A 25,967-nucleotide genomic window follows, 5' to 3' on the forward strand; every position below is an offset into this window, starting at 1 on the left:
TAGCACCCTCCTAATGGAACTTGTTAGGACGAATTATCCCTACTATAAGAGATATCCGATGGATCAATTATTTCCATTTCCCATATTGAGGCAGAAAGAGGGAATTAGTTCACTTATGCAAGAAGAAAAACAGTCATTTATAGCAGAAACAAGGAGAGAGAAAATAAACTTACCTTACATTATGAATTGACCTAATGATATCACTAATTTATAATACCTAGTAAACAAGTTAGAATAGTAAAAATTAAAAAAGGGAGCAGGATAATATGACTCAATCGATTTCAATTCTTTTTGATAATGTATGTCTTTCTGGAGTACTTCATCTCCCTCGTGAAACTCAAAACGAAAAAGTTCCAATTATTGTTCTTTTACATGGGTTTGTGGGGAGCAAGGTAGGAGAGCATCGACTATTTGTGAAAGCTGCCCGGAAATTTACAGAAGAAGGCTATGCTGTTTTTCGTTTTGATTTTAGTGGTTGTGGAGAAAGTGATGGAGATTATGCTGACGTCACAGTTACAAAGCAATTGTGTGAGGTTCAAGCAGTACTGGATTATGTATCGAAGCTAAAAGAAGTAGATACTAATAATATCATTTTGATCGGTCATAGTTTAGGAGGAGCGGTTGCATCTTTAACGGCATCTGTAGATAAGCGAATCCGTAAAACGATTTTGTGGTCGCCGGTTGCTAAACCGTATGAAGACATTGCGGCTATTGTGGGAGATACAGCTTTACAAACTGCTGAGGAGCTAGGTGTCTTTGATTATCACGGTTTTTATGTAAGTCAGCAGTTTTTAGAGGATTTAAAAAATCATTGCCCACTCGAAGCCGTTCATTCTTATGAAGGGCAACTACTCGTCATTCATGCAGCGAAAGATGAAGATGTTCCAAAAGAGAATGCTGTTTACTATTCGGAATCTTTGAAACGCGGCAGTACAATCAATATCCGTTATATTAAAGATGCTAATCATACATTTGCGAGTTATTCTTTCGAAGAGCAATTGTTTGAAGAAACATTAGTGTGGCTAGAGAAAAGCGAAGTGAATGCTAATAAAATAGCATTATAAATAGTTTTTAATACAGGCACTAACTTTATTGAGCATTAAAATAGATTTCTAATTATAGTATGTGCTAGAATAAAAAACGTTATGTAAGTTACTAAAGGTAACCGTAGCGAGAAATAGCTTTGGAGGAAAGAAATCAATGAATATTTTAGTAGTAAAAGCAAATAACCGTCCAGCGACGGAAGCAATATCAAGTAAAATGTATGAAACATTTATGGAAACTGTTAAAGACGCAAAAGATTTAAATGTAACAACTTTTGACGTGTTTGCAGAAGATATGCCTTATTTTGGGCAAGATTTGTTTAATGCATTTGGCAAAACACAAAATGGGGAAGAGTTAACAGATTTAGAGCAACGCTTACTTGCTGCTAAGCAAAAAGCAATGGATGCTTTATCTGCAGCAGACGTAGTTGTTTTTGCATTCCCATTATGGAACTTAACAATTCCAGCAAAATTACAAACATTTGTAGATTATACGTATCAAGCAGGATACGCATTTAAATACAGCCCAGAAGGTCAGTTAATCAGCTTAATGACGGAGAAAAAAGCAATTCTATTAAGTGCACGTGGAGGAATCTACTCTACACCTGAGTCAGCACCAATGGAGATGGCAGCTACTTATATGCGCAATGTATTTGGTGGCGTATTCGGTATGTCTGTAGAAGAAGTAATTATCGAAGGTCACAATGCAATGCCAGATAAAGCAGAACAAATTATTGCAGAAGGTCTTGAAAAAGTAACTGCGGTTGCAAAATCATTATCTGCAGAAACTGTTAACGCTTAATACAGCTAAAAAAATCAAGAAGCCCATATTCTACATGTAGAATATGGGCTTCTTGTACTTTAGAAAACTCACTTTATGAATGAGGTTTTTTAATAGCTTTCTTATAATTGACAAGATAAATGCTTAATACGATTAAGATTAACCCAACAAGCAATGTCCAAGTGAAAGGTTCATTCATAAAAATCGTACCAGTTAGTACTGCAATAAGTGGTACTAGGAAAGTGAAAGATGCTACTTTACTAGATTCGCCTGAATTCATTAGTTTAAAGTAGAGCACAAAGGAGATTGGTATTCCTAGTGTAGCCCCATATGCTAATCCGATTACATATTGTCCGTTCCATATGATATCTGTCCAGTTTTCAGATCCGCTTCCAATAACTAAAAGTACAAACCCACCAATCATGAACTGTAAGGCAACCATCCACATGGAGTCTATGTTTCCATTTTCTTTTTTCACATAAACTGTCCCAAGTGCCCAACTTACTGCTGCTGATAAGGCCAACACCACACCGATAATAGATACTTTACCGGTTAATCCATCGGCGCTAACAGCAATGATACCAATAAAGCCCACAATTAATCCGATGATCTTTAGTCTTGTCATACTCTCGCCTAGCCATAGCCAAGCAAAAAGTCCGATAAGTACTGGTTGGAAATAAACAAGAACTGAAAATAATCCTCCTGGCAAATAGTTTAATCCCACTGTTTGAATTCCAAAAAAGAGAACAGCATTTAATAGGGCGGATATACAATATCTTGTCCAGTTTTACCGCCACTTTATTTTTCTCCAAGTAGGCAAGATGAAAATAGCTAATAATAGTCCTCCCAAAAATGAACGCAAACCAGCAAAAAGAATCGGGGGAGTATATTCTAGAGTCATTTTGTAGATAGACCAGGAAATTCCCCAAATGAGAACTAAAAAAGCAATTGCTAAAGATGATTTAAAAGAAAACTTGCGCAAATTAGAGAACCTCCTTCAAATGGCATCATATCTTCAATGTTTTCCATAAATAACTATACGCCTAAATTTTTGAAATTTCTATTGTATTGTAAAATATTACCGCTGAATGTTGTTCTGTTTATGTTCAATTGAAAAGCCAATGATTTCAAGAAGAAATCATTGGCTTTTCGTAGTTTTTATTGTTGAAAATTATACAAAAGGATTGTAAAACCGACCATTGTTAATAAACATAAACACAATCATTAGAGAAAATAAAAGTAGAGTAATACCAATTGCAATATAATCTCAGGTTATAAATATTAGAGACAATTAATTATATACAATTTGAGGTGCTTTGCGAATAGTAACTTTCCAGTTCATTCCCGTACCCACTCCATAAGTCTCAGCAAAAGATTGTTGGTTGATGGCAATGGCGATATTGTCTAAAGAATTTACATATAAAAGAGGCTCGCCAATATTAGTTGCCGCGAACGAGCGACCGTATGTCAATATGTTCTCATAAATTACGTGGTCATTTGTGGATATCACAACTTGGAATGACTCGCCGTAATCCGCTTCTAATTGTTTAAATTGCAACCGACTAATATTTGTCCAAATATTTCCAAATGGACGATCGATAATATCGACAATACCAGTAAGTTCCTCATTTACAAATGTCGAATCTTTTAATGGAAACTGAATAATAGAAGATACAGGAAGTGATGGACCAACCTCCTCAAATTGTATAGAACCTGAAGCAAGACGCGCACCTGTATAGGCATAAATATCCCGACCATGAAAAGTATGTGATTCGCCAGAGTTTGGAAGTCTATTTATTGTTTCATCAATCTCGCGTATTTCCTTAATACCGATGAATTTGTTCACATGAGTTAATGTTCCATTGTCAGGTGTGACGATATATTGGTTTTTGGCCGTTTTCACAACAACGCTTTTTCGATCGGAACCAACACCAGGATCGACAATCGAAACGAACACCGTTTGCTCAGGCCAGTAATTAATCGTCTGTAATAAACGATAAGAAGCTTCCCAAATATTATATTGTGGTATTTGATGTGTTAAGTCGAATATAGGTAAGCCACGTTGAACGGAATTTGCCACCCCATGCATTGCACTAACAGCACCATCGCTAATTCCAAAATCTGATTGTAAAACTAATAAACCTTCTGTCATGTCAGACACTCTCCTCTTATATTGTTTGTTTAAAGTTTTGAATTAAAGCATAAAAAAATCCCGTCCTCATCAATCGTATAGATTGAAAAGGACGAGATTTATACTCGTGTTACCACCTTTATTCGCCACTTACTCACATAAATAGCCTCAGCAAGTACAGAATTCTGTCGTGATGAATTCTAAACCGTGGTATTGATAACGGGTACCAAATCCCGCTTACATCTCAAGCGCAAATTAACTGCGTGTTCAATGTAGAGCTCAGAGGCCATTGTTCAAACGGAGTATTTCTGCTTCTTTTCAGCTACCGAAGCTCTCTTGTAAGAAATCCAACCACTTTACTTTTTCTCTTCATCGCTTTTACTTATAACAATTAATTTACGCGCAATTCAAAATATTGTCAAGCGTTATTGGTTCGATGTATATAATATACTAAAAATTGTACAGTAAGTTAGGGAGGGACAGGATGTACTATTTCTGACCACCCAAAATGGCAATAGGATTAAATACTTCAAAATGAATATGATCCTCTGCTACTCCCCATTCATGCAATGCTCTATTAACTGCTTCTAAGAAGGGGATAGGTCCACAAAAATAGAAATGTGCATCTTTCGATGGGACATTCGTTTGCAAGAAGTCCAAATCAACAAATCCTTGTTTGTCGAAGTCAGCGGCGTCGAGTTCCTCTTTTGTTGGCATATTGTAAAGAACGAGTGATTTCACATTGGAATGATTCTTCGCTAATTGTTTCACATGTTCTTTAAAGGCATGTGTCGCATTATTTTCTGTTGCATGGATGAAAGTGACTTCTCTTTGCGGTTGCTTTTCGACGATAGAATTTAACATACTAATGAGCGGTGTAATTCCAATCCCACCACTAATAAGGACGACTGGAGAATCTGTCTTATCCAGTACAAAATCACCTGCTGGTGCAGAGAACTGAAGCATATCTCCAACATCTATTTGATTTGCCAAGAAGTTAGAGACAATTCCTGCCGGCGCATTATTATGGGCATCTTCCCGTTTAACGCTAATACGGTAGTAATCTTTCCCTGGCGAATCTGAGAGACTATAGTGTCGAATATGGTTGTATTTCTCACCAGGAATTTCCGCTTTTAATGTTAAATATTGCCCCGCTTCGTGAGAAGGAATGGACTTTCTATCTTGTGGCTTTAGATAAAAAGAACGAACTGTATCGCTTTCTTCTACTTTTCGATCGATTACAAAGCTACGGAATCCTTCCCAACCTCCAGACTGATGTTCTACTTCCTCATATAAATTCTTTTCGATATCGATGAAGGCATCCGCAATATAACCATAAGCTTTTCCCCAAGCTTCTATAATTTCATCTGTTGCAGCATCACCGAGTACAGCCTTTACTGCTTCCAGTAATGTTTCCCCTACAACGGGATATTGCTCCGGTACAACACCAATTGCTCGGTGCTTTTCTGTCACTCGTTGTATGACAGGTTTTATTGCTTCTAAATTTGTAATATGTTCACCTGCTGCATACACTGCAAAGCCTAGCGCTTCTTGTTGGATTCCTCTTTTTTGATTGGTTTGATTGAATAGATTGTACAAATCAGGAGCTTTGGAAAATAATAATTCATAAAATTTCTTTCCAATTGCATTACTATGTTCTTTTAGAACAGGTGCCGTAGACTGAACGATTTCGATTGTTTTAGCATCTAACAAGTGATAGTTCCCCCTCAAATTGTATACTACATTCGCAATAGAAGTATTCCCATTATGTTACCTAACCATTCCAGCAAAATTACAAACTTTTGTAGACTACATATACGCTGCAAAAAGTTTATGCTTTATAAAATATGAATATAAAAATCCCACATTCTATCCGAAAAGGCAAATGTGGGATTTTTATATTCATTAAAACTTTGGAAAAACATACGAGATTAAAAACCAGAGAATGCCGAAAAAGATAATTAGATAGGCAGCGTATTTAATAAATGTTGCGCCTACCAAACCCGAATCTGACTTTTCTTCTCGACGTACTTCAACGCGTTTTTCTTCATCCATTATTAATCACTCCTAGTCTATTTCCTCTTAAGATCTATTTACCCTGGTGACTTTGAAAGTAAACTTGGAACTTTGGATAAGCAATCGAATGAAAGTGAATAAAAAAGCCAGAAATTCATTCAGAAATCTCTGGCTTATCTCTTTAATATAAAATGGACTATTGAATTTCCATACGTAAATCACCAGTTCTAGCTAATCCTCTAGCTTTTAGCAAATGATAAATCGTGAGGGAAATGAGTGCGGGTAAAATCACGCCTAAAACAATATACATTAAAAGAACCATTACACCTTGGTTGGCAAGAATATTTAAAGGTGCAATAAAAGAATTAAGACCAAGGCCTGCTAATGTATAAGGGACTTCAAAATGAAACATTAATATCGCAATTGGTGCACAAATAACAGAAGATAGAAATGGTCCTATGACAAGAAGCGGATTTTTAACGATATTTGGCACCTGTACTTTCGGTGTTAAAAATGATTGGGCGATATTTGCACCTAAATCATTTTGTTTGAATGACATCGCCGTCCATCCAGCAAATTGAGCTGTACATCCTATTAATGCGGAGGCACTGGAAATTGGATCAAGTTGCAGAGCAATTGCAATAGCAGCAGAAGAGGCAGGGGACATAAGGAAAATACTCCAAACAAGTCCAATAACTATTGACCCCATAAGCGGAGATCCTGAAACAGAGTTCGCTATGAAACTACTTAACCGCTCTAAAAGTGGAGTAGTAACCGCTGCTAATCCAACACCTGCGACTCCTCCTACTAAAATAGCGGCAAACGGAATTGCTAGCATATCTAATTTTGTCTTACCAGCAATGCGTTTTCCAACCCACACTGCAATGACGGTAGCCAACACAGCACTGATCGGCTGTCCTGTAGTAAGAACCCAGGCACTTTCTGCATTCATATGAAGCGCATTGGCACCGATCGTACTAGAGGCCATTGCACTGAAAATAACTAATGTATTTCCACCAAGCTGATAGGCGATACCTGCACCGATTGCAGGTGCTAGCATTAGTTGGGCAGCTTTTCCGATAGTTGTAAAACCTTCCCAACCAGTAAAGGTGCCGAAAGTTTCAATAAGCAGGCCGATACCTAATGTTACAAGAACAGCATTTGCTAGTCCTTGCGAGGCTTTATACATCCGTTCGATAATATATTGTTTTGTCGTTTGTTTCATTTCTAAATACCTCCAAATATATTGCATTAAATATATTGCGAATTTTTAAAAAATAAAAAGCACTCCAATAAGATGAGCGCTTAGAATAAAGCTCGAGTACTTTTTTGAAAAACTTGAATCTCTTACTACTTGTAAATTGTTATAATATTAATATAATATTTCAGACTAGTCAATAACTATTTCATAAAAGAAACTAATAAAAAGCCGAAGACTTCACAAAATCTTCAGCTTTGTAATGTATAACAAAAATGCTAGTTTATTATTTTTTCGTTTTACTACGTAATTTCTTTCTTTTTTCTTCTAAAGCTTCCGCATTTATCATTGTCTTACCTAAAGTAAGTAGGGTGATAAACATGACGCCAGTTCCTACCACTAAGTAAATCATTGTAAACACTTTTCCGAAATCCGTCGCTGGATAAAGGTTTGTTTCCACACCAGTGGGAATCAGACTTACCACGCAAAAATAAATAGCGTCCAATACGTCCCATCCTTCTTTTTTCGTATAGAAAAGAGTACCAGAAAGAAGGATAAAAAATAAAGTAGTAAACAGGGAGAGAAAGATTGGTTCCTTGAAAGCTTTTATAAGCGCTTCTAAAAATCGTTTGACAGTTAATATAAAGGACAACATATTGGTTCACCTACAAAAATAAATTTTATTTATGTAGTATAGCAAAACATCAGTGCACGTACTAACAGAAAGCCGAGTGCTATTCCCAATGTTCATAAAAAAGAAGACTAGGTTAGATAGCCCTAACTTAGTCTTCGTATAAAGCAAACTATTATTTTATCTCCATGTTTGTTGCAACTTCTGTTCTTAAAGTTTCCCATTCCTCACGTAAAATACCCATTCGAATCGAATCATAATATTGACCATTATAAAAACGAACTTTTCGAATACGGGCTTCCATTGTCATTCCTAGCTTTTCTCCAACACGTATCATGCGTTTATTACCAGACCATGTTGTATAGCCAACTCGAACAAGAGGCATTGTGTTAAACAAATGTGCCATCCAAAGTTTTAAGGCACGTGTCCCTAAACCTTTTCCCCAGTTAGGAGCTTCATGGAATACGATTCCCATTTCAAGCCATTTGGAAGGTTCGTGTTCCCAATAATACGAAACAGTTCCACAGAAGACGCCTGCAACTTCAATGGCCCAAAAACGATCTTGAGCAATATATGAATCTGCCTTTTCCATAAATGTATCTAATGGAATTGCTTTATGCTCATAATAAGGTGCATCCCATTTTTTCCATTCAGGGGTTGCATCCTTAAAAGCTAGTTCCCACAGTCTAGGTAAATCATCTGTTTGAAGTGGACGAATGATCAATTCATTATCTTGATAAAACATCAAATTCCTCTTTTCATTTCATAGTTTTAGGTATATGAATTGGACTGAAAAGAGATGGCGTATGCCTTTTACTTTCCAATCACCATTTGTACGTTTTTCATCTTTAACACTCCTCTCAAGTATGTATAATCTATTATAATCTAAGTATTCAAATAATGGTATAGCAGAAAAGGGCTTTGTAATTGTATATAGCCCAGTAGAAGTTGTATAAATTATAACTTCGTATTCTTTAAAGCTTCTCCTAATTGCTCAACAGAATTTACAATCATCCCATTTTGTTTAATCAAACCAACTACAAATAAATTGCGATACATAAATTGGTTTTCGGTTCCATCCGCCACTAATGCATCAATTTTTTTCGTATTGTCACGACCTTGTTGGCGTGTATCTGTATAAAGACCGAAAATAGGACGATCTAACATTGAAAACGCGCCAATTTCAGCAGCCACACCAGCATCAATCTCCACGCCATCAATAACAGCTACTAAAAAATCGCTTTCTTTTAATGCTTTCATATCCGCTCTCGCAATGGCAAGGCTGTCTGCATAGGCAGCTTTATCATTAATGGCCATATTTTCTTGTGGCACATATAGATCGACTCCTGGGATCGCCGCTCGCACCTCTTTTGCGACTAATTCATTGATCAATCTATCCCCTAAACCAAATAACCCGTTAGCTAAATAACCTTTTTTCATTTTAGTACCTCCAGTGTCATCGATATTATTTTAGAAAAGAATAATGCTAAATACAATGTTAACCTAATTCGAATGAAAATAGGAGTTTTGTTCATACTAGGTTGAATATGAGTATTCAATATTTCTGTGTATTCAGTGGTTCCGAATAAGGAATTTCTATGTTTTGAAGTCTTGATTAGGAGTTGCGTTTATGTACTTTATATTAAATATTTTAGGTGTTTTTGTTGTGATGGGCATCGTATTTCTATGTTCACCTAACAAAAAGGCAGTGAAATGGAGACCAATTGCTTCACTGATTATTTTGGAATTGCTCATTACATGGTTTATGTTGGGAACCACAATCGGCAGTTGGGTCATCAATAAAATTGCCTCGTTCTTTACGTGGTTAATCGCTTGTGCCAGTGAAGGAATCGCATTTGCTTTCCCAACTGTTATGGCAAATGAAACAATAGACTTTTTCTTTAGTGCATTACTTCCCATTATTTTCATCGTAACTTTTTTCGATATTTTATCTTACTTTGGCATTTTAACTTGGGTTATTGATAAAGGTGGTTGGGTTATATCCAAAGTATCCCGCCTGCCTAAATTGGAAAGCTTTTTCTCTATTCAAATGATGTTCTTGGGTAACACAGAAGCATTGGCTGTCATTCGTGATCAGCTTTCTGTATTAAAGGATAATCGATTGCTCACTTTTGGAATTATGAGTATGAGCAGTATTAGTGGATCTATTCTTGGTGCGTATTTATCAATGGTCCCAGCGGAATACGTGTTTAGTGCCATACCATTAAACTGTTTGAATGCGTTAATATTGGTGAGTATTTTAAATCCTGTCCATGTGACAAAAGAAGAAGACATTATTTATGTACCTCCAAAATCGGAAAAGAAGGATTTCTTTTCGACGATTTCTAATAGTATGTTAGTCGGGATGAATATGGTTATTGTTATTTTAGCCATGGTTATTGGTTATGTAGCACTTACAGCTGGTCTAAATGGGATCTTGGGTGTTTTTGTTAATGGACTTACGATACAAAAGATCTTCTCCATTCTTTTCAGTCCATTTGCTTTTTTACTTGGTTTGCCCGTCCAAGATGCTATGTATGTCGCGCAATTGATGGGCATTAAACTGGCTACGAATGAGTTTGTAGCGATGATGGACTTGAAAAATAATTTAGCTACGCTTCCACCACATACGATTGCTGTTGCAACAACTTTCTTAACGTCATTTGCCAATTTCAGTACAATTGGCATGATTTATGGAACCTATAATTCCGTTTTATCAGAAGGAAAGTCGGCGATTATTGGTAAAAACGTTTGGAAGCTTCTCGTAAGTGGGATGGCTGTTTCGTTGTTAAGCGCAATGATTGTTGGTTTATTTGTATGGTAAAAAGGCAACTCGAGAACATACGAGTTGCCTTTTTTGTCGTTGGAACAATTATATAAAAAGGAAATAAACAACTAGTGACGAAATTATATAAATAGAATAGATGAAACGAGGACATTAAAATGGATTTTTTTCTAATAGACCAAACAGAAATACAAACTTTGCATTCTAGACTTTCAGCAATCCAAGCAATAGAAGGAAATCCGATGGGTGTACATCAATTAGTTAAAGGTAGGACAAATGCATTTGCAGTCGAAAATATTCCCGGACCAGCGTTCAATACCGTTCGAGGGTTAAATGAAAGTGATATCCCGCATTTAGAAGAAATAGTGGGATTTTATAAGAAGCTTTCCATAAACTTTCGTATAGAAATCATACCAACCAATAGTTCGAAGTCATTGTTCAGAGCCTTAACTGAACGAGGATTTTACCAGTCGGGTTTTCACGCATCTTTTATCGGGGAAGCAATGAAAATAAATGAGCAGAGCCCTCCACCTGAAATTGAAATCGTTCCATTAAAAAAAGATGAGTTTGATTTGTTTGCGTCTATTTATGTGCAGGGCTTTGGCCTTCCTTCTTTCATTCAAAATGGTATAAAGCAAAATAATGAGGTTTTATTTGATGTGCCGGGATGGGAATTTTACGTAGCGTATGTGAAGAATATCCCTGTTGGAGTTGCTGTGTTATATATTCAAAATGAAATTGCAACGCTAGCAGCTGCAACCACATTGCCAGAATATCGCGGGAAAGGTGTGCAAACAACATTAATTCAGAAACGAATTCAGGTAGCAATCGAAAAAGGAGCAAAGCATATTATGAGTGAGGCTGCTTTTGGAAGTGCTAGTCATCGGAATATGGAACGAGCGGGACTAAAACTAGCTTATACAAAAGCTCTTTGGGATAAATTCTAATTAGGAAGGAAATAGAATGGAGATTACGACCGTTTTAAGAAATATATTAGGGGTTTTAGCATTTCCGTTAACTTCATGGAATTTAGCGATGAATAAGATAAACGAAACTGCTCCACCGGGAGAAATGATCCAAACTAAGCATTCCAACGTACATACCATTGTATCTGGGAAAGGAGAAGTTACGGTCATTTTAGAAGCAGGGTTAGGTTCAGGATCTATTGATTGGTGTTACGTTCAACCAGAGATTTCGAAGTTTGCTAAAGTTATATCTTATGACAGAGGGAATTACGGCTGGAGCAGAACGAGCAGAAAAAGACTTACTTCACTTGATAGTGTGGAGGAAATAAAAGAAGTATTAGAGAAATTAAATCTACAGCCACCCTATCTATTAGTAGGGCATTCCTTTGGAGGACTTTCTATGAGGTTGTTTGCTAGTATGTACCCGGATGAAGTAATCGGATTAGTACTAGAGGACGCAGTGCATGAAAACCAGTACATTGCCGGTAATGAAAATCAAAAGTTTAAAATGCTTATCATATTTGGTTATGTCACATCGTTAATGGGGATTCCGAGGCTAGTTAAACAGAAAGTGGGAAGGAAATTTTTATCAAAGGAATATGATAAACACTTAAAATATATAGGATACACATTAGGTGCTTATAAAGCTATGTATCGTGAGTACATAGATAGTTCTCTTTCTGCAAAACAGTTACTAGAATCAAAACCATTGCGGGAAGACTTACCATTAATTGTAGTAAGCGCTGAAAATCCTTCCGAGCAATGGAAGCAGCAACAACTACTTTTATCGACATTAACGAATAAGACAGAACATATACAAACGAAAGTAGGTCATTCAATCCACCTAGAAGAACCCAAAATTTTGATAGACAATATTAAAAAGCTAGTAGTAGAAAGAGATGGATAATAGCTATGCAAATTACAAATAGCATATTGGAAAGAATGAAACACTTATCGGAACTGAATCGGCCACGCATTATTGGAATTGACGGATTAAGCGGAGCGGGTAAAACGACGATAACGGAAACTATTATAAAAGAACTGACTAATGCAGCCTATGAGGTAGCAGTCATTCATATCGACGATTTAATAGTGGAACGGGCGAAAAGGTATAACACGGGCCACCCTGAATGGTATGAATACTACTCGCTTCAATGGGATGTGCAAGAGATAAAAGAAAAGCTTTTGGAAGCAGTATATAAAGAGTTCTCTCACTTGAATTTAAAGTATTACGATAAAGAAAACGACCGATGTTATATGAAAAGTATAAATCTAGAGCAATGTAACGTCCTTTTGATAGAAGGAATATTTCTTCAACGAAAAGATTGGAAAAAGTTTTTTGATTTTATGATTTACTTGGATTGTCCAGAAAATATACGTTATAAAAGAGTATTACAAAGAGATGCATACATTGGCAATATGAGTGAACGATTGGAAAAATATAAGCGAAGATATTGGATAGCGGAGGAGTATTATTTGCAAGAAGAAAATCCTATCGAAAACGCGGATATTGTAATAAATAGCGAAATTTATTGAAAATGAAGAGGAGTGTTTTTATTGAAACAGGCTTTATTAATCATCGATGCGCAACAGGAATTAATTGAAGGAAATCAAAATGAGAAAAGTGTTTTTAAGAAAGAAGCGTTAGTTTCTAATATTAACTTTGTTATCGACCGAGCTATAGAAGCAAAGGCATTAATACTGTTTGTGAGAGATACGGATGTTGCTGAAGGTAAAGGTGAAGGCTTTCAAATACATCAAGATATTACAATACCACCTCATTCTGAAGTATTTGATAAAGCAGCAACGAATTCGTTTTATGGCACAGGATTGCAAAGTTTCTTAGAAGAAAACGAGGTTAAACATGTGGTAATAATGGGATGCAAAACAGAACACTGCATCGATACAGCCGTCAGAACTGCAACAGTAAATCATTTGGATGTGACATTAGTTGGAAATGGACACTCCACAACGGATAGTTCCGTATTAACCGCTGAGCAAATTATCAATCATCATAATAAAGTATTACATGGACATTATAATGTGGATAATTTCTCGATTGTAAGATATGCGAATGAGGACTTGTTTCAACCAACACACGATACGTATCGAGACTAAAAAGAAAGTACATTTATTTATCCTTACCCGTACCTTTTCAATAAGTTTTTTCGTTTATATAAGTGAAAGACAAATTTGGAGGAGGGGAAAACATGCGGCCGCTTGTTGAAAAAACTCCCATTGAAGTAACAGAAGAATTTGAGATGGCAATTATGCCTTATATGCATGATTTGAAGAAGTATTGCTTTTCCCTAACGAGAACTAAATGGGATGGAGAAGATTTAATGCAGGAAACTTTAGCAAAGGCCTATGAAAGCTGGATGAAAATCCCTAAGCAAATGGCTAAGGCATATTTGTTCCGCATTGCTTCTAATACATGGATTGATAAACACCGTAAACGAAAAATAGAGGAAGACATGGGGCAAGATTTATCTCAATTTGCACAAAAAAATGAGCCTAAAATGGAGTCAGTTTTTCCGGCAATTATGGTATTGTTAAGCGAACTGTCGGCTAAACAAAGAGCGGTAGTTTTATTCGTATTAGGATTCGATTACACAATAAAAGAAACCGCAAGCTTACTTTCTGATAGTGAAGGATCTATAAAAGCAGCTCTTCATCGTGCACGAAAAAAGTTAAAACAAGTGAACATTCATGACTATTCCTATGACTTGGATGAAGATAACTTATTGCCATATGTAACTGCTTTAAGTAATCAAAATTCAAATGCTGTCCTACGGCTATACCAAAAAGAAATACAAGAACCATCTATGTATGCTAGAAGCAATCAGTCTATTATCCACTCTTTCCCAATTATTCATACTTTTGTGAGTGGCAGTACTCCTTATGTACTTATCTCAATTCCGAAGAAAAATGGGGGATTCCTTTTCGTTCCATTTTATCAATTAGAGTTATCTGCACTATTGTCGCAAATAGCTTGGTTGAAGCAAAAGGAATTTTCGACTGTAGCATAGAAAGGGGATTTTCAATGTCTAATCTTATTCCGTATGTGGTGGAGCAAACGAGTCGCGGGGAGCGCTCCTATGATATTTATTCAAGATTATTGAAAGACCGGATAATTTTTCTTGGTTCGGAAATTAATGATGTCGTGGCTAACAATATCGTAGCGCAAATGTTGTTTTTAGAGGCAGAGGATAAGGAAAAGGATATTTCTCTATATATTAATAGCCCTGGTGGATCAGTAAGTGCAGGATTTGCAATTTATGATACAATGCAGATCATTAAGCCTGATGTACGTACGATTTGCACTGGATTAGCAGCATCTTTTGGAGCTACCATACTTGTAGCAGGTACAAAGGGAAAACGTTTTGCCTTGCCGAACAGTGAAATTATGATACATCAGCCACTAGGAGGGGCACAAGGCCAAGCGAGTGATATCGAAATTAGTGCTAGGCGTATTCTTTTAATAAAAGAACGCATAAATCGCATTTTCTCTGAGAGAACCGGCCAGTCAATTGACAAAATTGCAAAAGACTCCGATCGTGATTATTTCATGACAGCAGAAGAAGCGATGAATTATGGGATAATTGATCAAATTGTATAAAAAGTGGACTCTTCATCTAACTAGATGAGGAGTTTTTTTTTATCGTTTTTCTAATACTTTCAATAGAATTGCACTTGTATAGATGTAGATACCATCCTATTTCTTTAAACTGAGATATGCTCCAGGCATTTGTTATGTTGAAAATTAGTGAGAGAAAAGAAATATATAAAATAAGGTACAAAGAACTATAATTGGATATTTTAATTTGTTATTTGTCTATTAGTGAGTAATTAGTTGTGGTTGTTGGAATAATATGAAGAAAAAAAGTGTGTTAATTGTAACTTTATACCCCTAAAAATGGTCATATACTTAAAACTTGTGACTTTGTTTGTAGAAAAAGTAGAAGTTATGAAGAAAATGTTGCCCGCAAAATTAGCAGAAGTATAGTTATGTTAATCTTCTGTCACTAACTAACTAAATGTGAATGAGAAGTAATGAGAAAATCAATAAAAGAATCAAAAAGGAGGTTTTTATTTCTAAAAATTTAGTTATAAAAGAATAGGTATATGGGTATAGTGGTTGAGAGCAACGTGAAAGGGGTGCTAACGTTGAAAAAAGTTGCAGGAATTATTTTAGTTTTTTGTGTTCTATTAGGATCCAGTACTATTTATGCTAGTGGTCTACCACAAACCTCCCTTTCTAAATGGTATGGACAATCATTTCATAAGGAGAGTGAAAAGTTTAAGGATGCTACTTCGTCAGGCGTACTAGAAGTACTAAATGAAATGAAGGGCTTTCTAACAGACTCGAAAGAGAATTTTACTGGCGCCATTACACAGTTTTTGAATGGCCAAGTCAAAGAAGTAAATTCAAACATTGACGCTAAATCGAGCGATATAAAAAATCGTATAGATGAGACCGTTAACGAGTTGGAGAAAGTTAACTTTGATGAATATGTGGACAAAGTAGAAATCGAAGAAGAAGTTCTCCGAGATGTTGAAAAAATATTGGCAGATGTACTAAGTAAATAAGCACTCATTCAGTTATTAAATCTAGTTATTCATCTAAAACTATAAGACGAGGGAGAAATTAATATGAAAAAAACAGTAAAACGTAAAGTAATCGCAGGAACAGTTGTAGTAGGACTTTTATCGAGTACAGGGGTAGCTTTTGGAGCAACAGACGCAGGTGCTGGTATAAAGAATTGGTATGATGCAAAGTTCAGAAAAGCAAGTACTGAGGTTGCTTTGGAAACAGCACAACATTCTGCTCAAAAGTTTATCGAGTTTAACGATGGAAAGAATCAGCTGAAAAGAGATGCTACTGATGACATTAATAAAACAAGAGATACTGCAACTGGTACTGCAACAGATGGTATTAAAGCTGAAAAGGATAAATATATAGCTTCTGTACAATCTACAAAAACGGATATTGAAAATAAAATAGACAGTCAGTTTAATAAAATTGAAAAAGACGCTAATAGAGCACTAAATGGTGCAAGTTTTATTGCAAAGAATTTGGCAGAAGCTGATTTGAAGAATCAAACTGATAAAGATGGAAAAGCAGCATTAGCTCATGTAAATACAGAAATTGAGGAAACTACAAATGCGGCAATATCGGAACTAGAAACGGAAATTCGTAGTACTAAGTCCTATTTGCAAGGTCTTTTGAATAACAAGAGTGGAGCGACGGTTGAAAAAATTAATAAAGCTGTAGACGATGAGATTACAAGAATTCTTGGTTTAATCACTACTAAAACAGAGCAATTAGTAGCTTCGCATCAAACAGCTATCAGCAATAAAGCGGCAGAACTAGAAGTGGCTTCTAAGTTAAAATTAGAAAATCGTGTAAAAGAATTGCTAAACGAAAAATAATTTAGCAGTAACAATATAGAGATATTCTAAAAAACTATGAAAACAAAGGATGACATTAAAATGATTAAAACACTAAAAGGTAAAGTAGTAGCAGGAACAGTAGCGGTAACATTAATAGCAGGTTCTGGTATAGCATTTGGAGCTTCTGATGCAGGGACTAAACTAGGGAATTGGTTCACTGGGCAACTTAACTTATCGAAATCTGAATTGAGTACTAATGTAGATAATTACGTAGGTGAGAAAACAACTGTTGCAATGGTAGAATATAATAAAATGAAAACAGGGGCTAGTAATAGTATTGACATTGGGAGAGAAACCTCTACAGCTGTTGCAAACAGTAACATTGAAAAGGAGCTTAAAGACCATAAAGCAGCCCTTGCAAAGAAAAGAAAAGAACTAGAAGGTTATGCGGATACGGAATTTAACAAACTGTTTGAAGCTGAAAAGAAAAAACTCCATGACCTAGGTGTAGAGGCTGCAAGACAGGCAGATGCAGATATGAGTGCTCATACCTCAGCAGAAGGAAAAGCTGCCCTAGGAACATTAAATATGGAACTTCAAGAAACGACAAATAAGGCTGTTGCAGATTTGGAAGAAGCGATAAGAGTTGCTAAATCAGGATTAGAAGAAAAGTTGGATAGCAATGTATCAACAAAAACTGAAGATCTTAAGAAAATAGTGGATAAAGAAGTATCTGATTTACTAATTTGGACTCAATTTATGACTAACTATATGGTGCAAGAACAAACAGAGGCTATTACCGCTGCTGCAAAAAAGATAGAGGGTGAAGCGAAACAAGCGATGCAGGATGCAGTTAACGGAATATAAGTTTATTCATTATTCTATAGGGACCTCTGTTAAGAGGTTCTTATTCTTTAGATTGGAGGAATCAGAATGCTAAGTAGAGTGGAAAAATATAAAAAACTACGTCCTTATAAAAAAATAACAATTATAGTTGGAGCCCTATTTTTAAGTATTAGCCTGGGAACTGGTGTGAAAACTGCCTTAGCTGATCAAGATATCCAAGGATTACTCACTAATTGGTTTAATAATAAAAAAGCGGAATCCGTTCAAGAAATTGATGGTGCAGTTGCTTCAGAAACCGATCGTCTTATGAAAAGTTTGGAGATAGACCTACAAGAAGAAATGAAAAATGCACAAAATGAACTTGCAAATTTCACTGCTAGTCAAAAACAAAGCCGCCTAGAAGCACTACAAGCATACGCCAACAACTTAAAATCAAACATGAAAATCGATAACAGTGAGCAAGAAGCAGCGGTGTTAGCCAACTTAGATGCAATAATAAATCAAGCAAAAGCACAAATGGACGAACAAGCAGCTGAGTTAAAACTAATTCCTATACCAATCCCAGAAATGTCACAAACGGAAGAACCAGTTGTATCGACACCAACACCAAATCCGGAAATTACACCTGTACATGGAAGTGGGGAAAATGTTGAGCAAGCTCCAATCAAAGAGACAAATCCGGAATCAATTCAATCTACGGAACCTACTGTAGAAGAACCAGTTGCCAGTGCTCCACCAGAACCGGTTATAGTAGACATCTACTCGGTTTCAAATTGGTTTACAATGCCTGACCTTCAAAATGTAACAGTAGAAGAGCTCACTATAGCTAGCGGCGCTTTTTCTATAAACAGTACTTTTTCTGATATAATGATGAATCCAAAGGCACGCCAAGCGATGAATAGTGTTTTAAGAGGTATCGAAAATCATCCGGAGTTTCATCAAATCCAATATAAATCAATAGAAGAGATGTCTAGAGTAGCACCATCACAATTTAATGAAAAAGTATTATACTTACTAAATAAATCGTTGAGTGCGATTACAATATAATAATTAGATAATCATATGGAGCACCCGGTTCATCTACAATTTATTAATTGTAGATGAACCGGGTGCTTTTAATTATCTATAACGTAAAAATAATTACTTTTTAAGGTAAAATATATTGCGTTTAATGGTAAAATAAATTACTATAAAAGTAACTTAAGGAGGGGGAGTAATGGACGATATTCGTTTAAATGTCGCTTTACTTAGAAGAAAAGTACCAAATTTAACGACTGCCGCAAAATCGATTGGAATTCGACCTGCAACAGTATCCAATCTGTGTACAGGAAAAATTGATTTAGGTAAAGCAGAAGTAAGAACGCTTGTTGGTCTGGCAACGCTTGCTAATTGTACAGTGGATGAATTAATCATACGGGGGGAGAAGTTAAATATGATTGAAACGCAAATTAAAACATTGGATTTTTTTGCACCACTAGTAAAAGGAGGTACAACAGGATTAGTGGCTCGTCCAGGAATGGGGCAACTTGTTATTCTGGCTGAGCTAATGCATCGTTTTAAAGAAAGTGATTATACAACTGTTTTTTTATTGCCAACTACTGAGCATAGTGAGTTAGATGGTACTACAGAGTTAGCCGACTTTATTACGGTCTCCATAGATGAGACGTTTGCAAAATTAGCAGAGCTAACGGGGAATATTATTTTTATTACTGATAAGAGTTTTATAGTATCTGGGGAGCTTTTAGATTTACAAGAAAAGTTGGTAGCAGAAAGTATTCATAACATCACAACCATTTTATTAGACCTTTCTGGCGAAGTGGTCGATGAAGATATGCCTTATGGGCCTTTAGAAACTGTCTGGCAATTGGATGCAGATCTTGCAACACGTCATCTTTATCCAGCTATCCATCCACTGTATTCAACATCCTCTATAATTGAAGGTGTGGACTTAGATGAACGCCATTTCAACTTAAGGCAACGGGCACAGAAGCTTCTACGCCGCTATCGTGAATTGCGCTCAATTGTTATTGTTCATGGGATTAATAAAATTCCAGATACAGAATTGGGAATATACGAAAGAGGAGAGCGTTTGGAAGCCTATTTTTCACAACCATTCTTTGTTGCAGAAGCATTCACTGGCCAAGAGGGAAAAGCAGTTTCTATGTCACAAACACTTAAGGATGTAGAGTCTATTTTAGACAGAAAAATGGATCATCTGTCTGTTGAAGAATTAAAATACAAAGGCAGTATAGAATAACTCAGAAAAGTGGACGGAGTAATATTCCGTTCACTTTTCTTTTTTAGATGTTTAATTCAGAAATTAGGTTTTAGTTGGTAAACGTTTAAACAGGACTATTCAAGGGAAAACTAAACAAAAATTTAAATAGTTACTACACGGAGGTTCTAATGAATACCACAATGAGCAATGTTAAAGATACTACCAAGGCTAATAATCAATTGATATACGCAAAGCGTAATATGTGGACAGGTATTTTATTTGGTTTTGGGATAGTGGCTTTTATCGATGAGGCAGTATTTCATCAGCTTTTACATTGGCATCATTTTTATGATAAATCTACAACTGAAATAGGACTAGTTTCTGATGGTCTATTCCATGCTTTTAGCTTTTTTGCAACGATTGGATCTTCTTTTTTGTTGGCTGACCTGCATAGACGGCATGCATTTTGGCTCAAGAGATGGATTGGCGGTATATTTTTAGGGGCCGGAGTGTTTCAACTTTATGATGGTATTATCCAACATAAACTAATGAGGCTGCATCAAATTCGCTATCATGTCGATGTATTTCCATATGATTTAGTGTGGAATATTACAGCTGTTATTATGATTGTCATTGGCATTGTTCTATTGTATCGAACACAAAGTTAAATGAAGGAAGCTGTTATATATGCATATTCATGATGATTCCAATGAAATTTTTCTTAGCCAACTGATACTAGTAGCACCGTTTGTTCTAGCTCTTATTTTTTATTTCATTGCAGTAAATACATCTAATCAGAAGAAAAAACAATGGCCCTTTTACCGCATACTTTTATGGACAATGGGTGTAGTATGTGCATCTTTATCGGTTATTGGACCAATAGCGGATCGTTCTCATGCAGATTTTTCTGCACATATGGTGGGTCATGTGCTTCTTGGTATGCTTGCCCCGCTACTTATGGCATTAGGTGCTCCTATGACGCTTCTCTTACGCGCGCTTCCTGTTCGGTTGGCAAGAAATCTTACGCGTTTTTTGCGTAATCGTCTAGTAAATGTTTTACATCATCCTATTTTCACTTCTATTATAAATGTCGGAGGCTTATGGCTACTCTATACAACTGAATTATTTTCTATCATGCATGAGCATGTTGTACTACATATATTCATTCATCTTCACATTTTCCTAGCAGGTTATCTTTTTACAATATCAATAATCTATATTGATCCTATTCCTTTTCAAAAATCCTTTGTTTATCGGTCTCTTGTATTATTAACTGCTTTAGCAGCGCACTCTATATTGTCTAAATATATTTATGCGCATCCTCCAGGGAACGTATTGGCCACTCAAGCGAAATCCGGTGGGATGATTATGTATTATGGTGGAGATGCTATAGAAGTAGGACTAGTTTGTATCCTCTGTTACCAATGGTTTAGAAGCACTCGATCTAGTGTGAAATGGACTGATATACAAACTTCAAATAATAGAAAGGAAATGGTTTATATGGAAAATAGACATGCAAATTTGACAGTTGTCGGGACAGATATTGACGAAGTAAAAAGACTTAATGCCAATTCAGGTATGAGCTATAACGAACTAAATGAGTGGTTTGCCGAAAAGTATAAGCGTGAAGGTATGAAAGATGTTCCTAGTAATAAGTTTGATCCAAACAAAGAGCGAGAGGTGTAGAGGCAATTGCATATTAAAGCTTTTTTAATGAAATTTGGGATGACGACTGCGGTTTTATGGATTATCTTAGGTGTTTTTTATGAGATAAAATTCACCGACATACTTATGACAAGCGTCGTATTGACTGTTGTTGGTTTTATTGGAGATATGTTCGTTTTACCTCGAATTGGAAATGTTCTAGCAGCGATTGTTGATTTCTTCCTTGCCTTGGTCGTAGTCTGGCTGTTTGCGGCCAATGTATATGATGTACCGATTGCATTATTAACAGCTGCCTTTGTATCTGCTTTAGTCATCATGATGGGTGAATTATTTTTGCATCGATATATGTCTAACCATATTTTTGAACCACGAAAAAAAAATCCGGAAGAAAAAACCGGATATTACCAGCGCACAAATTTACAAACTGAGTTTGCAGAAGAAGTGGATATAGAAAAAGTAAACAAAAAGAAGTGAAACAAAGATAAAAAACTTTTCAACTGAATGAGTATAATCCAAATCGTTCTGACCATTCTAATATGGTCAAGGAGGTGAACAGCCATGGGAAACAATAATAACCGTAATAACAACCAAAACAACCCAAACAATGAGGTCGAGTTCGGAGAGGATTTCAACTTTGAAAATCTAAATAATCCACAACGTAAAGAAAAAAATAATAACAATAACCAAAATAACCGCAATAGCAATCGTAATAACCAAAACAATCAAAATAATATTAAATAATCTTACGTCCAGTCCTTCCTAAGTTAAATATTAGGGAGGACTGTATTTTTGTTTAAAGTCTATTCCTTGGTGGTATATAGAGCTAACTTGAAGTATATGGAGGTATCCAAGTGGTGAAAAAGGAAGATATTCAGCATTTAGACATAACCGGTGCTTTCATGAATTTCTTATTCCCCTTTTCATTTCGTGAGAAGGAACGGAAAGAACTAATGGAACAATTGAAAAAACATCATTTTGTATTTTTCGATTTAGATAATCATGAGCTTCAAGACCTTTATTATGGGGAAGATATTCAAATAAATCATGAAGAATTAGATCAATTTTTTTTACCTTTTATAGAAGATAAATTATTTCCACACTCTGTGAACGAAAGAGGCTTTCTGCGGTACTCAAAAGAAATAAAGAAACCATTTACTTTAGAAGCGAAAACATATGAATTTGGATTTATCCTAAATAGTCTGGATATCATATTATGTCCTTTTGGTATTGGACTTGTCACCGTTCGAACAGAAATGACTGAAGAGCAAGAAAGCTTAACGAACGTGCTAGATTTTATGAGTCATTTTCGCGTATTGGAGCCTAAACTGGAAGAAGAAAAAGGAACTAATATTCATCAGGGTCATAAGAGATTCGGAACAACAAGTGAACTTATTTTAGAGTACCTATGTCCTTTTTTAAAACCGTTTATAAGAGAAAATAAAAAGATGGAAGGTTATTATGGGAGTCTACCGTTTTTTGAAGATGAGCGCATGCTTTCATCCGCATTTTTAATAGGTGATGAGGGTCAATCTATCACGAATGATCAATTATTCCGAATGGGACAATTGGATGGAAAAAATTCTGATGGAGAGGAATTTATATCAAGTACTAACCCCATATATATTGAGCGCTATTTGAAGAAGTGGTTACATGACAGATGGGCACCTAATACTTATACAATTACTTCTTTGCATACGCAAACGACTATTTCGATAAAAAGTAAAGACTTCTTAAAGAAGGATATTGCCAAGTTTATGAGTATTCATTATTATAATTTGTTGCTCCATTTTTATTATAAAATTATGCTGTTAAGATTGTCTTTTGAACATAGTGAAGTGAGTTGGGCGAAAGATAGGGGATATGTAGAGGAGTTAATCCAACTTATTTCTAAATTTGATTCACGTTATTATTTTGAAGAAGTATCGGTTCGATCGGAAGGGAAAGAGTTTACAAATATGTTGCGTGAAGCTTTTCATCTAAATCCGCTTTTTGAAGAGGTGAAACGAACGGTCGATGATTTATACCGTTCGCAAGATAAGCAAGCAGGTAAACGCCAAAATATGCTGTTGTTCATATTAACTGTTTACACGGTTGTCTCGGGGATTTACGGGATGAACTTAGTAATAGAAGACTGGAAAGAAGATTTTAGTTGGTCTCAAATGGCCAGTTATACCTTTTTTGAGTGGATTACTCTCGTAACGGCCATAACAGGAATAGGATTATCTGTAGCTCTACTTGTATCCACAGGAGTAAAAGGAATTTTGAATCGATATAAAAAGCGGAAGCGGGCTCACTTTAAATAACTTCTATTTCCTATTCTTGCTCATATACAGTATATTTATATGAGTATAAAACATATAGAAATAACGGAAGTTAAAGGACGGGTCTAAAAGTGAACGAAGGAAATACATCAAAGTCTATAGTGTTACCCTTAATCATTTCCATTATTGCAATATCGTTTGCGGCAATTTTTGTGAAATGGTCTAGCGCACCAGCGACTATTTTAAGTATGTATCGGATGATTTTAGCGTGCTTATTATTAGTGCCGGTTGTATGGATTAAGCGAGAGGAATTTAGAAACATAGGAAAAAGAGAGTGGAGTTTGTTACTTTTTTCGGGACTCTTTTTAGCCTTACATTTTGCACTTTGGTTTGGTTCGCTCAAGCTAACAACAGTCGCAAGTTCAACGATTATTCTTGCATTGCAACCGATAATAGCGTTAGTTGGTGGTGCAATATTATTCAAAGAGAGAACAACGACTGCAGCATTGACAACGATGGGTATTGCTGTTGTAGGAGCCGTAATGGTTGGTTGGGGTGATTTCGGTTTAAGTAAAAATGCAATTATTGGAGACATTCTTTCCTTTTTAAGTGTTATTGCCGTTGTCGGATACTTGTTAATCGGGCAAAATGCAGTGAAAAAAGTATCTCACTGGATTTATAGTTTTTGTGTTTTTGGGTTTGCAGCTATTGCATTAGTCGTCTATAACCTAGTAACAAATGTAGCGATGGGTGGCTATGATGCGAAAGAATGGGGAATCTTTGTTCTGCTTGCCATTGTACCAACCATTTCCCATGTGATTAATAATTGGTTGTTAAACTATGTAAATGCTACTACCATTTCCATGAGTATTTTAGGAGAACCAGTCGGAGCAACCATTCTTGCAGCTATCTTCTTAGGTGAACGTCTTGTTGGCTGGCAAATTGTAGGTGGATTGCTTGTTTTGCTTGGTGTTTTCTTATTTTTAACACAGCAAATGAATCGTTACAAGAAAGTGAAATAATTTATTTTTAGTAACAGAAAAAGGACTGCCCTCAAAAGACATTGAAAAATGTCTTTTGAGGGCAGTCCTCTTTTATTGAAGTGTTTTTTGAATACTAGAGACGAGGATTTGTTCTGTTGTCAATTTCTGTAGCAAGTTGATTTAGTTTATGCTCTAAATCATTAATAATGATCAACTTGGCATCCAACTTTTCTTCGAAATCTAACGATTTACCTAATACTTCTTTTATTTGATGTTCTAATTGCACAAATGTTTCAGGGGCTGTAGTAGAAATACTTGTGGAAGAAAGGGAGTCTTCATCTATAACCGCTGGAGTAATAGGTTTTTGGTCCAACTCATTTTCATTTTGTTTTTTTATAGTCAATAGTTCCTGTTGGAGTTCTTCTATAGTTATATCTTTCTGTTCTATTTCACGTATTAAGTGCAGCCTTTCTTTTTGGTATTGAGTATAGTCTTTGACGGTAGTATCTAATTTTTCTATTTGGGAGTATACTTGTTTATTTGCATCTTCCACGAAATGAATAATGTTATGCTCTAGCAGCTCAATGGTCGGCTTGTATTCCGCGAGCTTTTGATGAAGGGAAGAGACTTGCTTGTCATACTTTTGCATTCTATATTTATCGTTATTGAAACCGTCTTTTAATACTTTAATAACTTCCGTCAACTGCTTGTTCATTTGCCGTAAATCAGTGGCAGTTTTCTCTAAGTGATTAATAGTAGTCAGTGATGTTTTTCTTTGCATATCGTATAAATGTATACGATCTTTATAATCCAGCGTCTGCTTTTCCATTTCTTCCTGTAATTTATTCAACTCATCAGATAGTGCATCTTTTTCATTTGATAATTGAAAAATTTCTTGCTCTAGTTTTTCTATTAATACATATTCAGGCGTATCATCATATTTTTTTAGTCGATCAGTAGATTTAGCTAGTTCTGCTTTTAAGTAAATAATCGTTTGTTGAAGTTGTTTCGTATCGTAACTTTGGATGTCTTCACTGTTCATGTCAGTAC

28 protein-coding genes, 1 pseudogene and 1 other annotated feature are annotated in these 25,967 nt (G+C 35.8%); of the genes and pseudogenes, 20 read left to right on the top strand and 9 right to left on the bottom strand.

Annotation, left to right across the window (positions count from 1 at the left end; genetic code table 11):
• The first annotated feature begins 266 nt into the window (after positions 1-266).
• Positions 267-1,064, top strand: a complete 798-nt coding sequence (locus ACIQ38_RS11955) for an alpha/beta hydrolase family protein (RefSeq protein ID WP_402822812.1) — start codon at positions 267-269, stop codon at positions 1,062-1,064.
• 136 nt (positions 1,065-1,200) lie between these two features.
• Entirely contained in the window at positions 1,201-1,845 is a 645-nt protein-coding gene (locus tag ACIQ38_RS11960; RefSeq protein ID WP_402822815.1) for an FMN-dependent NADH-azoreductase, read from the top strand.
• Between the two features lie 73 nt (positions 1,846-1,918).
• Here ACIQ38_RS11960 and ACIQ38_RS11965 read toward each other — a convergent pair.
• From ACIQ38_RS11965 to ACIQ38_RS12000, 8 genes and pseudogenes are all read right to left on the bottom strand, one after another.
• Positions 1,919-2,806: pseudogene (locus tag ACIQ38_RS11965) on the bottom strand (DMT family transporter).
• 309 nt (positions 2,807-3,115) lie between these two features.
• The gene (locus ACIQ38_RS11970) at positions 3,116-3,976 is read right to left on the bottom strand and encodes an SAM hydrolase/SAM-dependent halogenase family protein (RefSeq protein WP_402822818.1); all 861 of its coding nucleotides are present in this window, start codon (positions 3,974-3,976) and stop codon (positions 3,116-3,118) included.
• An 84-nt stretch (positions 3,977-4,060) separates the two neighbouring features.
• Positions 4,061-4,337 (bottom strand) — a binding site (T-box leader).
• A 107-nt stretch (positions 4,338-4,444) separates the two neighbouring features.
• On the bottom strand, positions 4,445-5,668 hold the full coding sequence (hmpA, locus tag ACIQ38_RS11975; RefSeq protein WP_402822820.1) for an NO-inducible flavohemoprotein: 1,224 nt from the start codon (positions 5,666-5,668) through the stop codon (positions 4,445-4,447).
• A gap of 192 nt (positions 5,669-5,860) precedes the next feature.
• The gene (locus tag ACIQ38_RS11980) at positions 5,861-6,010 is read right to left on the bottom strand and encodes a hypothetical protein (RefSeq protein WP_170206507.1); all 150 of its coding nucleotides are present in this window, start codon (positions 6,008-6,010) and stop codon (positions 5,861-5,863) included.
• A gap of 157 nt (positions 6,011-6,167) precedes the next feature.
• The gene (locus tag ACIQ38_RS11985) at positions 6,168-7,196 is read right to left on the bottom strand and encodes a PTS sugar transporter subunit IIC (protein ID WP_402822824.1); all 1,029 of its coding nucleotides are present in this window, start codon (positions 7,194-7,196) and stop codon (positions 6,168-6,170) included.
• A 259-nt stretch (positions 7,197-7,455) separates the two neighbouring features.
• A complete protein-coding gene (locus ACIQ38_RS11990; RefSeq protein ID WP_402822827.1) occupies positions 7,456-7,824 on the bottom strand; it encodes a potassium channel family protein in 369 nt (122 codons plus the stop codon).
• A 151-nt stretch (positions 7,825-7,975) separates the two neighbouring features.
• Positions 7,976-8,545, bottom strand: coding sequence for a GNAT family N-acetyltransferase (locus ACIQ38_RS11995; protein WP_402822830.1), 570 nt, complete (start codon positions 8,543-8,545; stop codon positions 7,976-7,978).
• A 212-nt stretch (positions 8,546-8,757) separates the two neighbouring features.
• The gene (locus ACIQ38_RS12000) at positions 8,758-9,240 is read right to left on the bottom strand and encodes a nucleoside 2-deoxyribosyltransferase (RefSeq protein ID WP_402822833.1); all 483 of its coding nucleotides are present in this window, start codon (positions 9,238-9,240) and stop codon (positions 8,758-8,760) included.
• Between the two features lie 190 nt (positions 9,241-9,430).
• Here ACIQ38_RS12000 and ACIQ38_RS12005 point away from each other — a divergent pair, with 190 nt between their 5' ends.
• The 18 genes from ACIQ38_RS12005 (at position 9,431) to ACIQ38_RS12090 (ending at position 24,956) form a co-directional block, all read left to right on the top strand.
• Complete coding sequence (locus tag ACIQ38_RS12005; protein ID WP_402822836.1) at positions 9,431-10,624, top strand: nucleoside transporter C-terminal domain-containing protein; 1,194 nt, start codon at positions 9,431-9,433, stop codon at positions 10,622-10,624.
• A gap of 119 nt (positions 10,625-10,743) precedes the next feature.
• Entirely contained in the window at positions 10,744-11,532 is a 789-nt protein-coding gene (locus ACIQ38_RS12010; RefSeq protein ID WP_402822839.1) for a GNAT family N-acetyltransferase, read from the top strand.
• A 16-nt stretch (positions 11,533-11,548) separates the two neighbouring features.
• On the top strand, positions 11,549-12,457 hold the full coding sequence (locus ACIQ38_RS12015; RefSeq protein ID WP_402822842.1) for an alpha/beta fold hydrolase: 909 nt from the start codon (positions 11,549-11,551) through the stop codon (positions 12,455-12,457).
• Between the two features lie 5 nt (positions 12,458-12,462).
• Complete coding sequence (locus ACIQ38_RS12020) at positions 12,463-13,086, top strand: kinase (protein WP_402822845.1); 624 nt, start codon at positions 12,463-12,465, stop codon at positions 13,084-13,086.
• A gap of 21 nt (positions 13,087-13,107) precedes the next feature.
• Positions 13,108-13,668, top strand: coding sequence for an isochorismatase family protein (locus tag ACIQ38_RS12025; protein ID WP_402822848.1), 561 nt, complete (start codon positions 13,108-13,110; stop codon positions 13,666-13,668).
• Between the two features lie 92 nt (positions 13,669-13,760).
• Positions 13,761-14,579 carry an RNA polymerase sigma factor gene (locus ACIQ38_RS12030; protein ID WP_402822851.1) on the top strand — a complete coding sequence of 273 codons (819 nt, stop codon included), beginning with the start codon at positions 13,761-13,763 and terminating at the stop codon, positions 14,577-14,579.
• 14 nt (positions 14,580-14,593) lie between these two features.
• Positions 14,594-15,169, top strand: a complete 576-nt coding sequence (clpP, locus tag ACIQ38_RS12035; protein ID WP_402822854.1) for an ATP-dependent Clp endopeptidase proteolytic subunit ClpP — start codon at positions 14,594-14,596, stop codon at positions 15,167-15,169.
• A gap of 548 nt (positions 15,170-15,717) precedes the next feature.
• Complete coding sequence (locus ACIQ38_RS12040; protein WP_402822857.1) at positions 15,718-16,140, top strand: hypothetical protein; 423 nt, start codon at positions 15,718-15,720, stop codon at positions 16,138-16,140.
• 63 nt (positions 16,141-16,203) lie between these two features.
• Positions 16,204-16,983: a hypothetical protein gene (locus ACIQ38_RS12045; protein ID WP_402822860.1), complete on the top strand. Its 780-nt coding sequence runs from the start codon at positions 16,204-16,206 to the stop codon at positions 16,981-16,983.
• Between the two features lie 60 nt (positions 16,984-17,043).
• Positions 17,044-17,811 (top strand): hypothetical protein, encoded by a 768-nt coding sequence (locus ACIQ38_RS12050; RefSeq protein WP_402822863.1) that lies wholly within the window; start codon positions 17,044-17,046, stop codon positions 17,809-17,811.
• A 66-nt stretch (positions 17,812-17,877) separates the two neighbouring features.
• Positions 17,878-18,837, top strand: coding sequence for a hypothetical protein (locus ACIQ38_RS12055; protein ID WP_402822865.1), 960 nt, complete (start codon positions 17,878-17,880; stop codon positions 18,835-18,837).
• Positions 18,838-19,006: 169 nt separating this feature from the next.
• Positions 19,007-20,047 carry an ATP synthase beta subunit C-terminal domain-containing protein gene (locus ACIQ38_RS12060; protein WP_402822868.1) on the top strand — a complete coding sequence of 347 codons (1,041 nt, stop codon included), beginning with the start codon at positions 19,007-19,009 and terminating at the stop codon, positions 20,045-20,047.
• Between the two features lie 161 nt (positions 20,048-20,208).
• A complete protein-coding gene (locus tag ACIQ38_RS12065; protein ID WP_402823545.1) occupies positions 20,209-20,676 on the top strand; it encodes a DUF2243 domain-containing protein in 468 nt (155 codons plus the stop codon).
• Between the two features lie 19 nt (positions 20,677-20,695).
• Positions 20,696-21,694, top strand: a complete 999-nt coding sequence (locus tag ACIQ38_RS12070) for a cytochrome c oxidase assembly protein (protein ID WP_402822871.1) — start codon at positions 20,696-20,698, stop codon at positions 21,692-21,694.
• Between the two features lie 6 nt (positions 21,695-21,700).
• Positions 21,701-22,147, top strand: coding sequence for a YndM family protein (locus tag ACIQ38_RS12075; RefSeq protein WP_402822874.1), 447 nt, complete (start codon positions 21,701-21,703; stop codon positions 22,145-22,147).
• Between the two features lie 84 nt (positions 22,148-22,231).
• Positions 22,232-22,414 carry a histidinol-phosphatase gene (locus ACIQ38_RS12080; RefSeq protein WP_402822877.1) on the top strand — a complete coding sequence of 61 codons (183 nt, stop codon included), beginning with the start codon at positions 22,232-22,234 and terminating at the stop codon, positions 22,412-22,414.
• Positions 22,415-22,524: 110 nt separating this feature from the next.
• Complete coding sequence (locus ACIQ38_RS12085; protein WP_402822880.1) at positions 22,525-23,976, top strand: magnesium transporter CorA family protein; 1,452 nt, start codon at positions 22,525-22,527, stop codon at positions 23,974-23,976.
• An 89-nt stretch (positions 23,977-24,065) separates the two neighbouring features.
• Positions 24,066-24,956 carry a DMT family transporter gene (locus tag ACIQ38_RS12090; protein WP_402822883.1) on the top strand — a complete coding sequence of 297 codons (891 nt, stop codon included), beginning with the start codon at positions 24,066-24,068 and terminating at the stop codon, positions 24,954-24,956.
• A 94-nt stretch (positions 24,957-25,050) separates the two neighbouring features.
• On the opposite strand, the gene ACIQ38_RS12095 is transcribed toward ACIQ38_RS12090, so the two are convergent.
• Positions 25,051-25,959 carry a coiled-coil domain-containing protein gene (locus ACIQ38_RS12095; RefSeq protein ID WP_402822886.1) on the bottom strand — a complete coding sequence of 303 codons (909 nt, stop codon included), beginning with the start codon at positions 25,957-25,959 and terminating at the stop codon, positions 25,051-25,053.
• Between the last annotated feature and the right edge of the window lie 8 nt (positions 25,960-25,967).

Origin of the sequence: Psychrobacillus sp. NPDC096389 (genome assembly GCF_044762855.1) — a bacterium.
Classification (GTDB): Bacteria; Bacillota; Bacilli; order Bacillales_A; family Planococcaceae; genus Psychrobacillus.

What these genes read in the sequence shown, in the direction of transcription:
- ACIQ38_RS11955 (WP_402822812.1), top strand. Translation starts at nt 267, where the DNA reads ATGACTCAATCGATTTCAATTCTTTTTGATAATGTATGTCTTTCTGGA.
- ACIQ38_RS11960 (WP_402822815.1), top strand. Translation starts at nt 1,201, where the DNA reads ATGAATATTTTAGTAGTAAAAGCAAATAACCGTCCAGCGACGGAAGCA.
- ACIQ38_RS11970 (WP_402822818.1), bottom strand. Translation starts at nt 3,976, where the DNA reads ATGACAGAAGGTTTATTAGTTTTACAATCAGATTTTGGAATTAGCGAT.
- ACIQ38_RS11980 (WP_170206507.1), bottom strand. Translation starts at nt 6,010, where the DNA reads ATGGATGAAGAAAAACGCGTTGAAGTACGTCGAGAAGAAAAGTCAGAT.
- ACIQ38_RS11985 (WP_402822824.1), bottom strand. Translation starts at nt 7,196, where the DNA reads ATGAAACAAACGACAAAACAATATATTATCGAACGGATGTATAAAGCC.
- ACIQ38_RS11990 (WP_402822827.1), bottom strand. Translation starts at nt 7,824, where the DNA reads ATGTTGTCCTTTATATTAACTGTCAAACGATTTTTAGAAGCGCTTATA.
- ACIQ38_RS11995 (WP_402822830.1), bottom strand. Translation starts at nt 8,545, where the DNA reads ATGTTTTATCAAGATAATGAATTGATCATTCGTCCACTTCAAACAGAT.
- ACIQ38_RS12000 (WP_402822833.1), bottom strand. Translation starts at nt 9,240, where the DNA reads ATGAAAAAAGGTTATTTAGCTAACGGGTTATTTGGTTTAGGGGATAGA.
- ACIQ38_RS12005 (WP_402822836.1), top strand. Translation starts at nt 9,431, where the DNA reads ATGTACTTTATATTAAATATTTTAGGTGTTTTTGTTGTGATGGGCATC.
- ACIQ38_RS12010 (WP_402822839.1), top strand. Translation starts at nt 10,744, where the DNA reads ATGGATTTTTTTCTAATAGACCAAACAGAAATACAAACTTTGCATTCT.
- ACIQ38_RS12015 (WP_402822842.1), top strand. Translation starts at nt 11,549, where the DNA reads ATGGAGATTACGACCGTTTTAAGAAATATATTAGGGGTTTTAGCATTT.
- ACIQ38_RS12020 (WP_402822845.1), top strand. Translation starts at nt 12,463, where the DNA reads ATGCAAATTACAAATAGCATATTGGAAAGAATGAAACACTTATCGGAA.
- ACIQ38_RS12030 (WP_402822851.1), top strand. Translation starts at nt 13,761, where the DNA reads ATGCGGCCGCTTGTTGAAAAAACTCCCATTGAAGTAACAGAAGAATTT.
- clpP (WP_402822854.1), top strand. Translation starts at nt 14,594, where the DNA reads ATGTCTAATCTTATTCCGTATGTGGTGGAGCAAACGAGTCGCGGGGAG.
- ACIQ38_RS12045 (WP_402822860.1), top strand. Translation starts at nt 16,204, where the DNA reads ATGAAAAAAACAGTAAAACGTAAAGTAATCGCAGGAACAGTTGTAGTA.
- ACIQ38_RS12050 (WP_402822863.1), top strand. Translation starts at nt 17,044, where the DNA reads ATGATTAAAACACTAAAAGGTAAAGTAGTAGCAGGAACAGTAGCGGTA.
- ACIQ38_RS12055 (WP_402822865.1), top strand. Translation starts at nt 17,878, where the DNA reads ATGCTAAGTAGAGTGGAAAAATATAAAAAACTACGTCCTTATAAAAAA.
- ACIQ38_RS12060 (WP_402822868.1), top strand. Translation starts at nt 19,007, where the DNA reads ATGGACGATATTCGTTTAAATGTCGCTTTACTTAGAAGAAAAGTACCA.
- ACIQ38_RS12065 (WP_402823545.1), top strand. Translation starts at nt 20,209, where the DNA reads ATGAGCAATGTTAAAGATACTACCAAGGCTAATAATCAATTGATATAC.
- ACIQ38_RS12070 (WP_402822871.1), top strand. Translation starts at nt 20,696, where the DNA reads ATGCATATTCATGATGATTCCAATGAAATTTTTCTTAGCCAACTGATA.
- ACIQ38_RS12080 (WP_402822877.1), top strand. Translation starts at nt 22,232, where the DNA reads ATGGGAAACAATAATAACCGTAATAACAACCAAAACAACCCAAACAAT.
- ACIQ38_RS12095 (WP_402822886.1), bottom strand. Translation starts at nt 25,959, where the DNA reads ATGAACAGTGAAGACATCCAAAGTTACGATACGAAACAACTTCAACAA.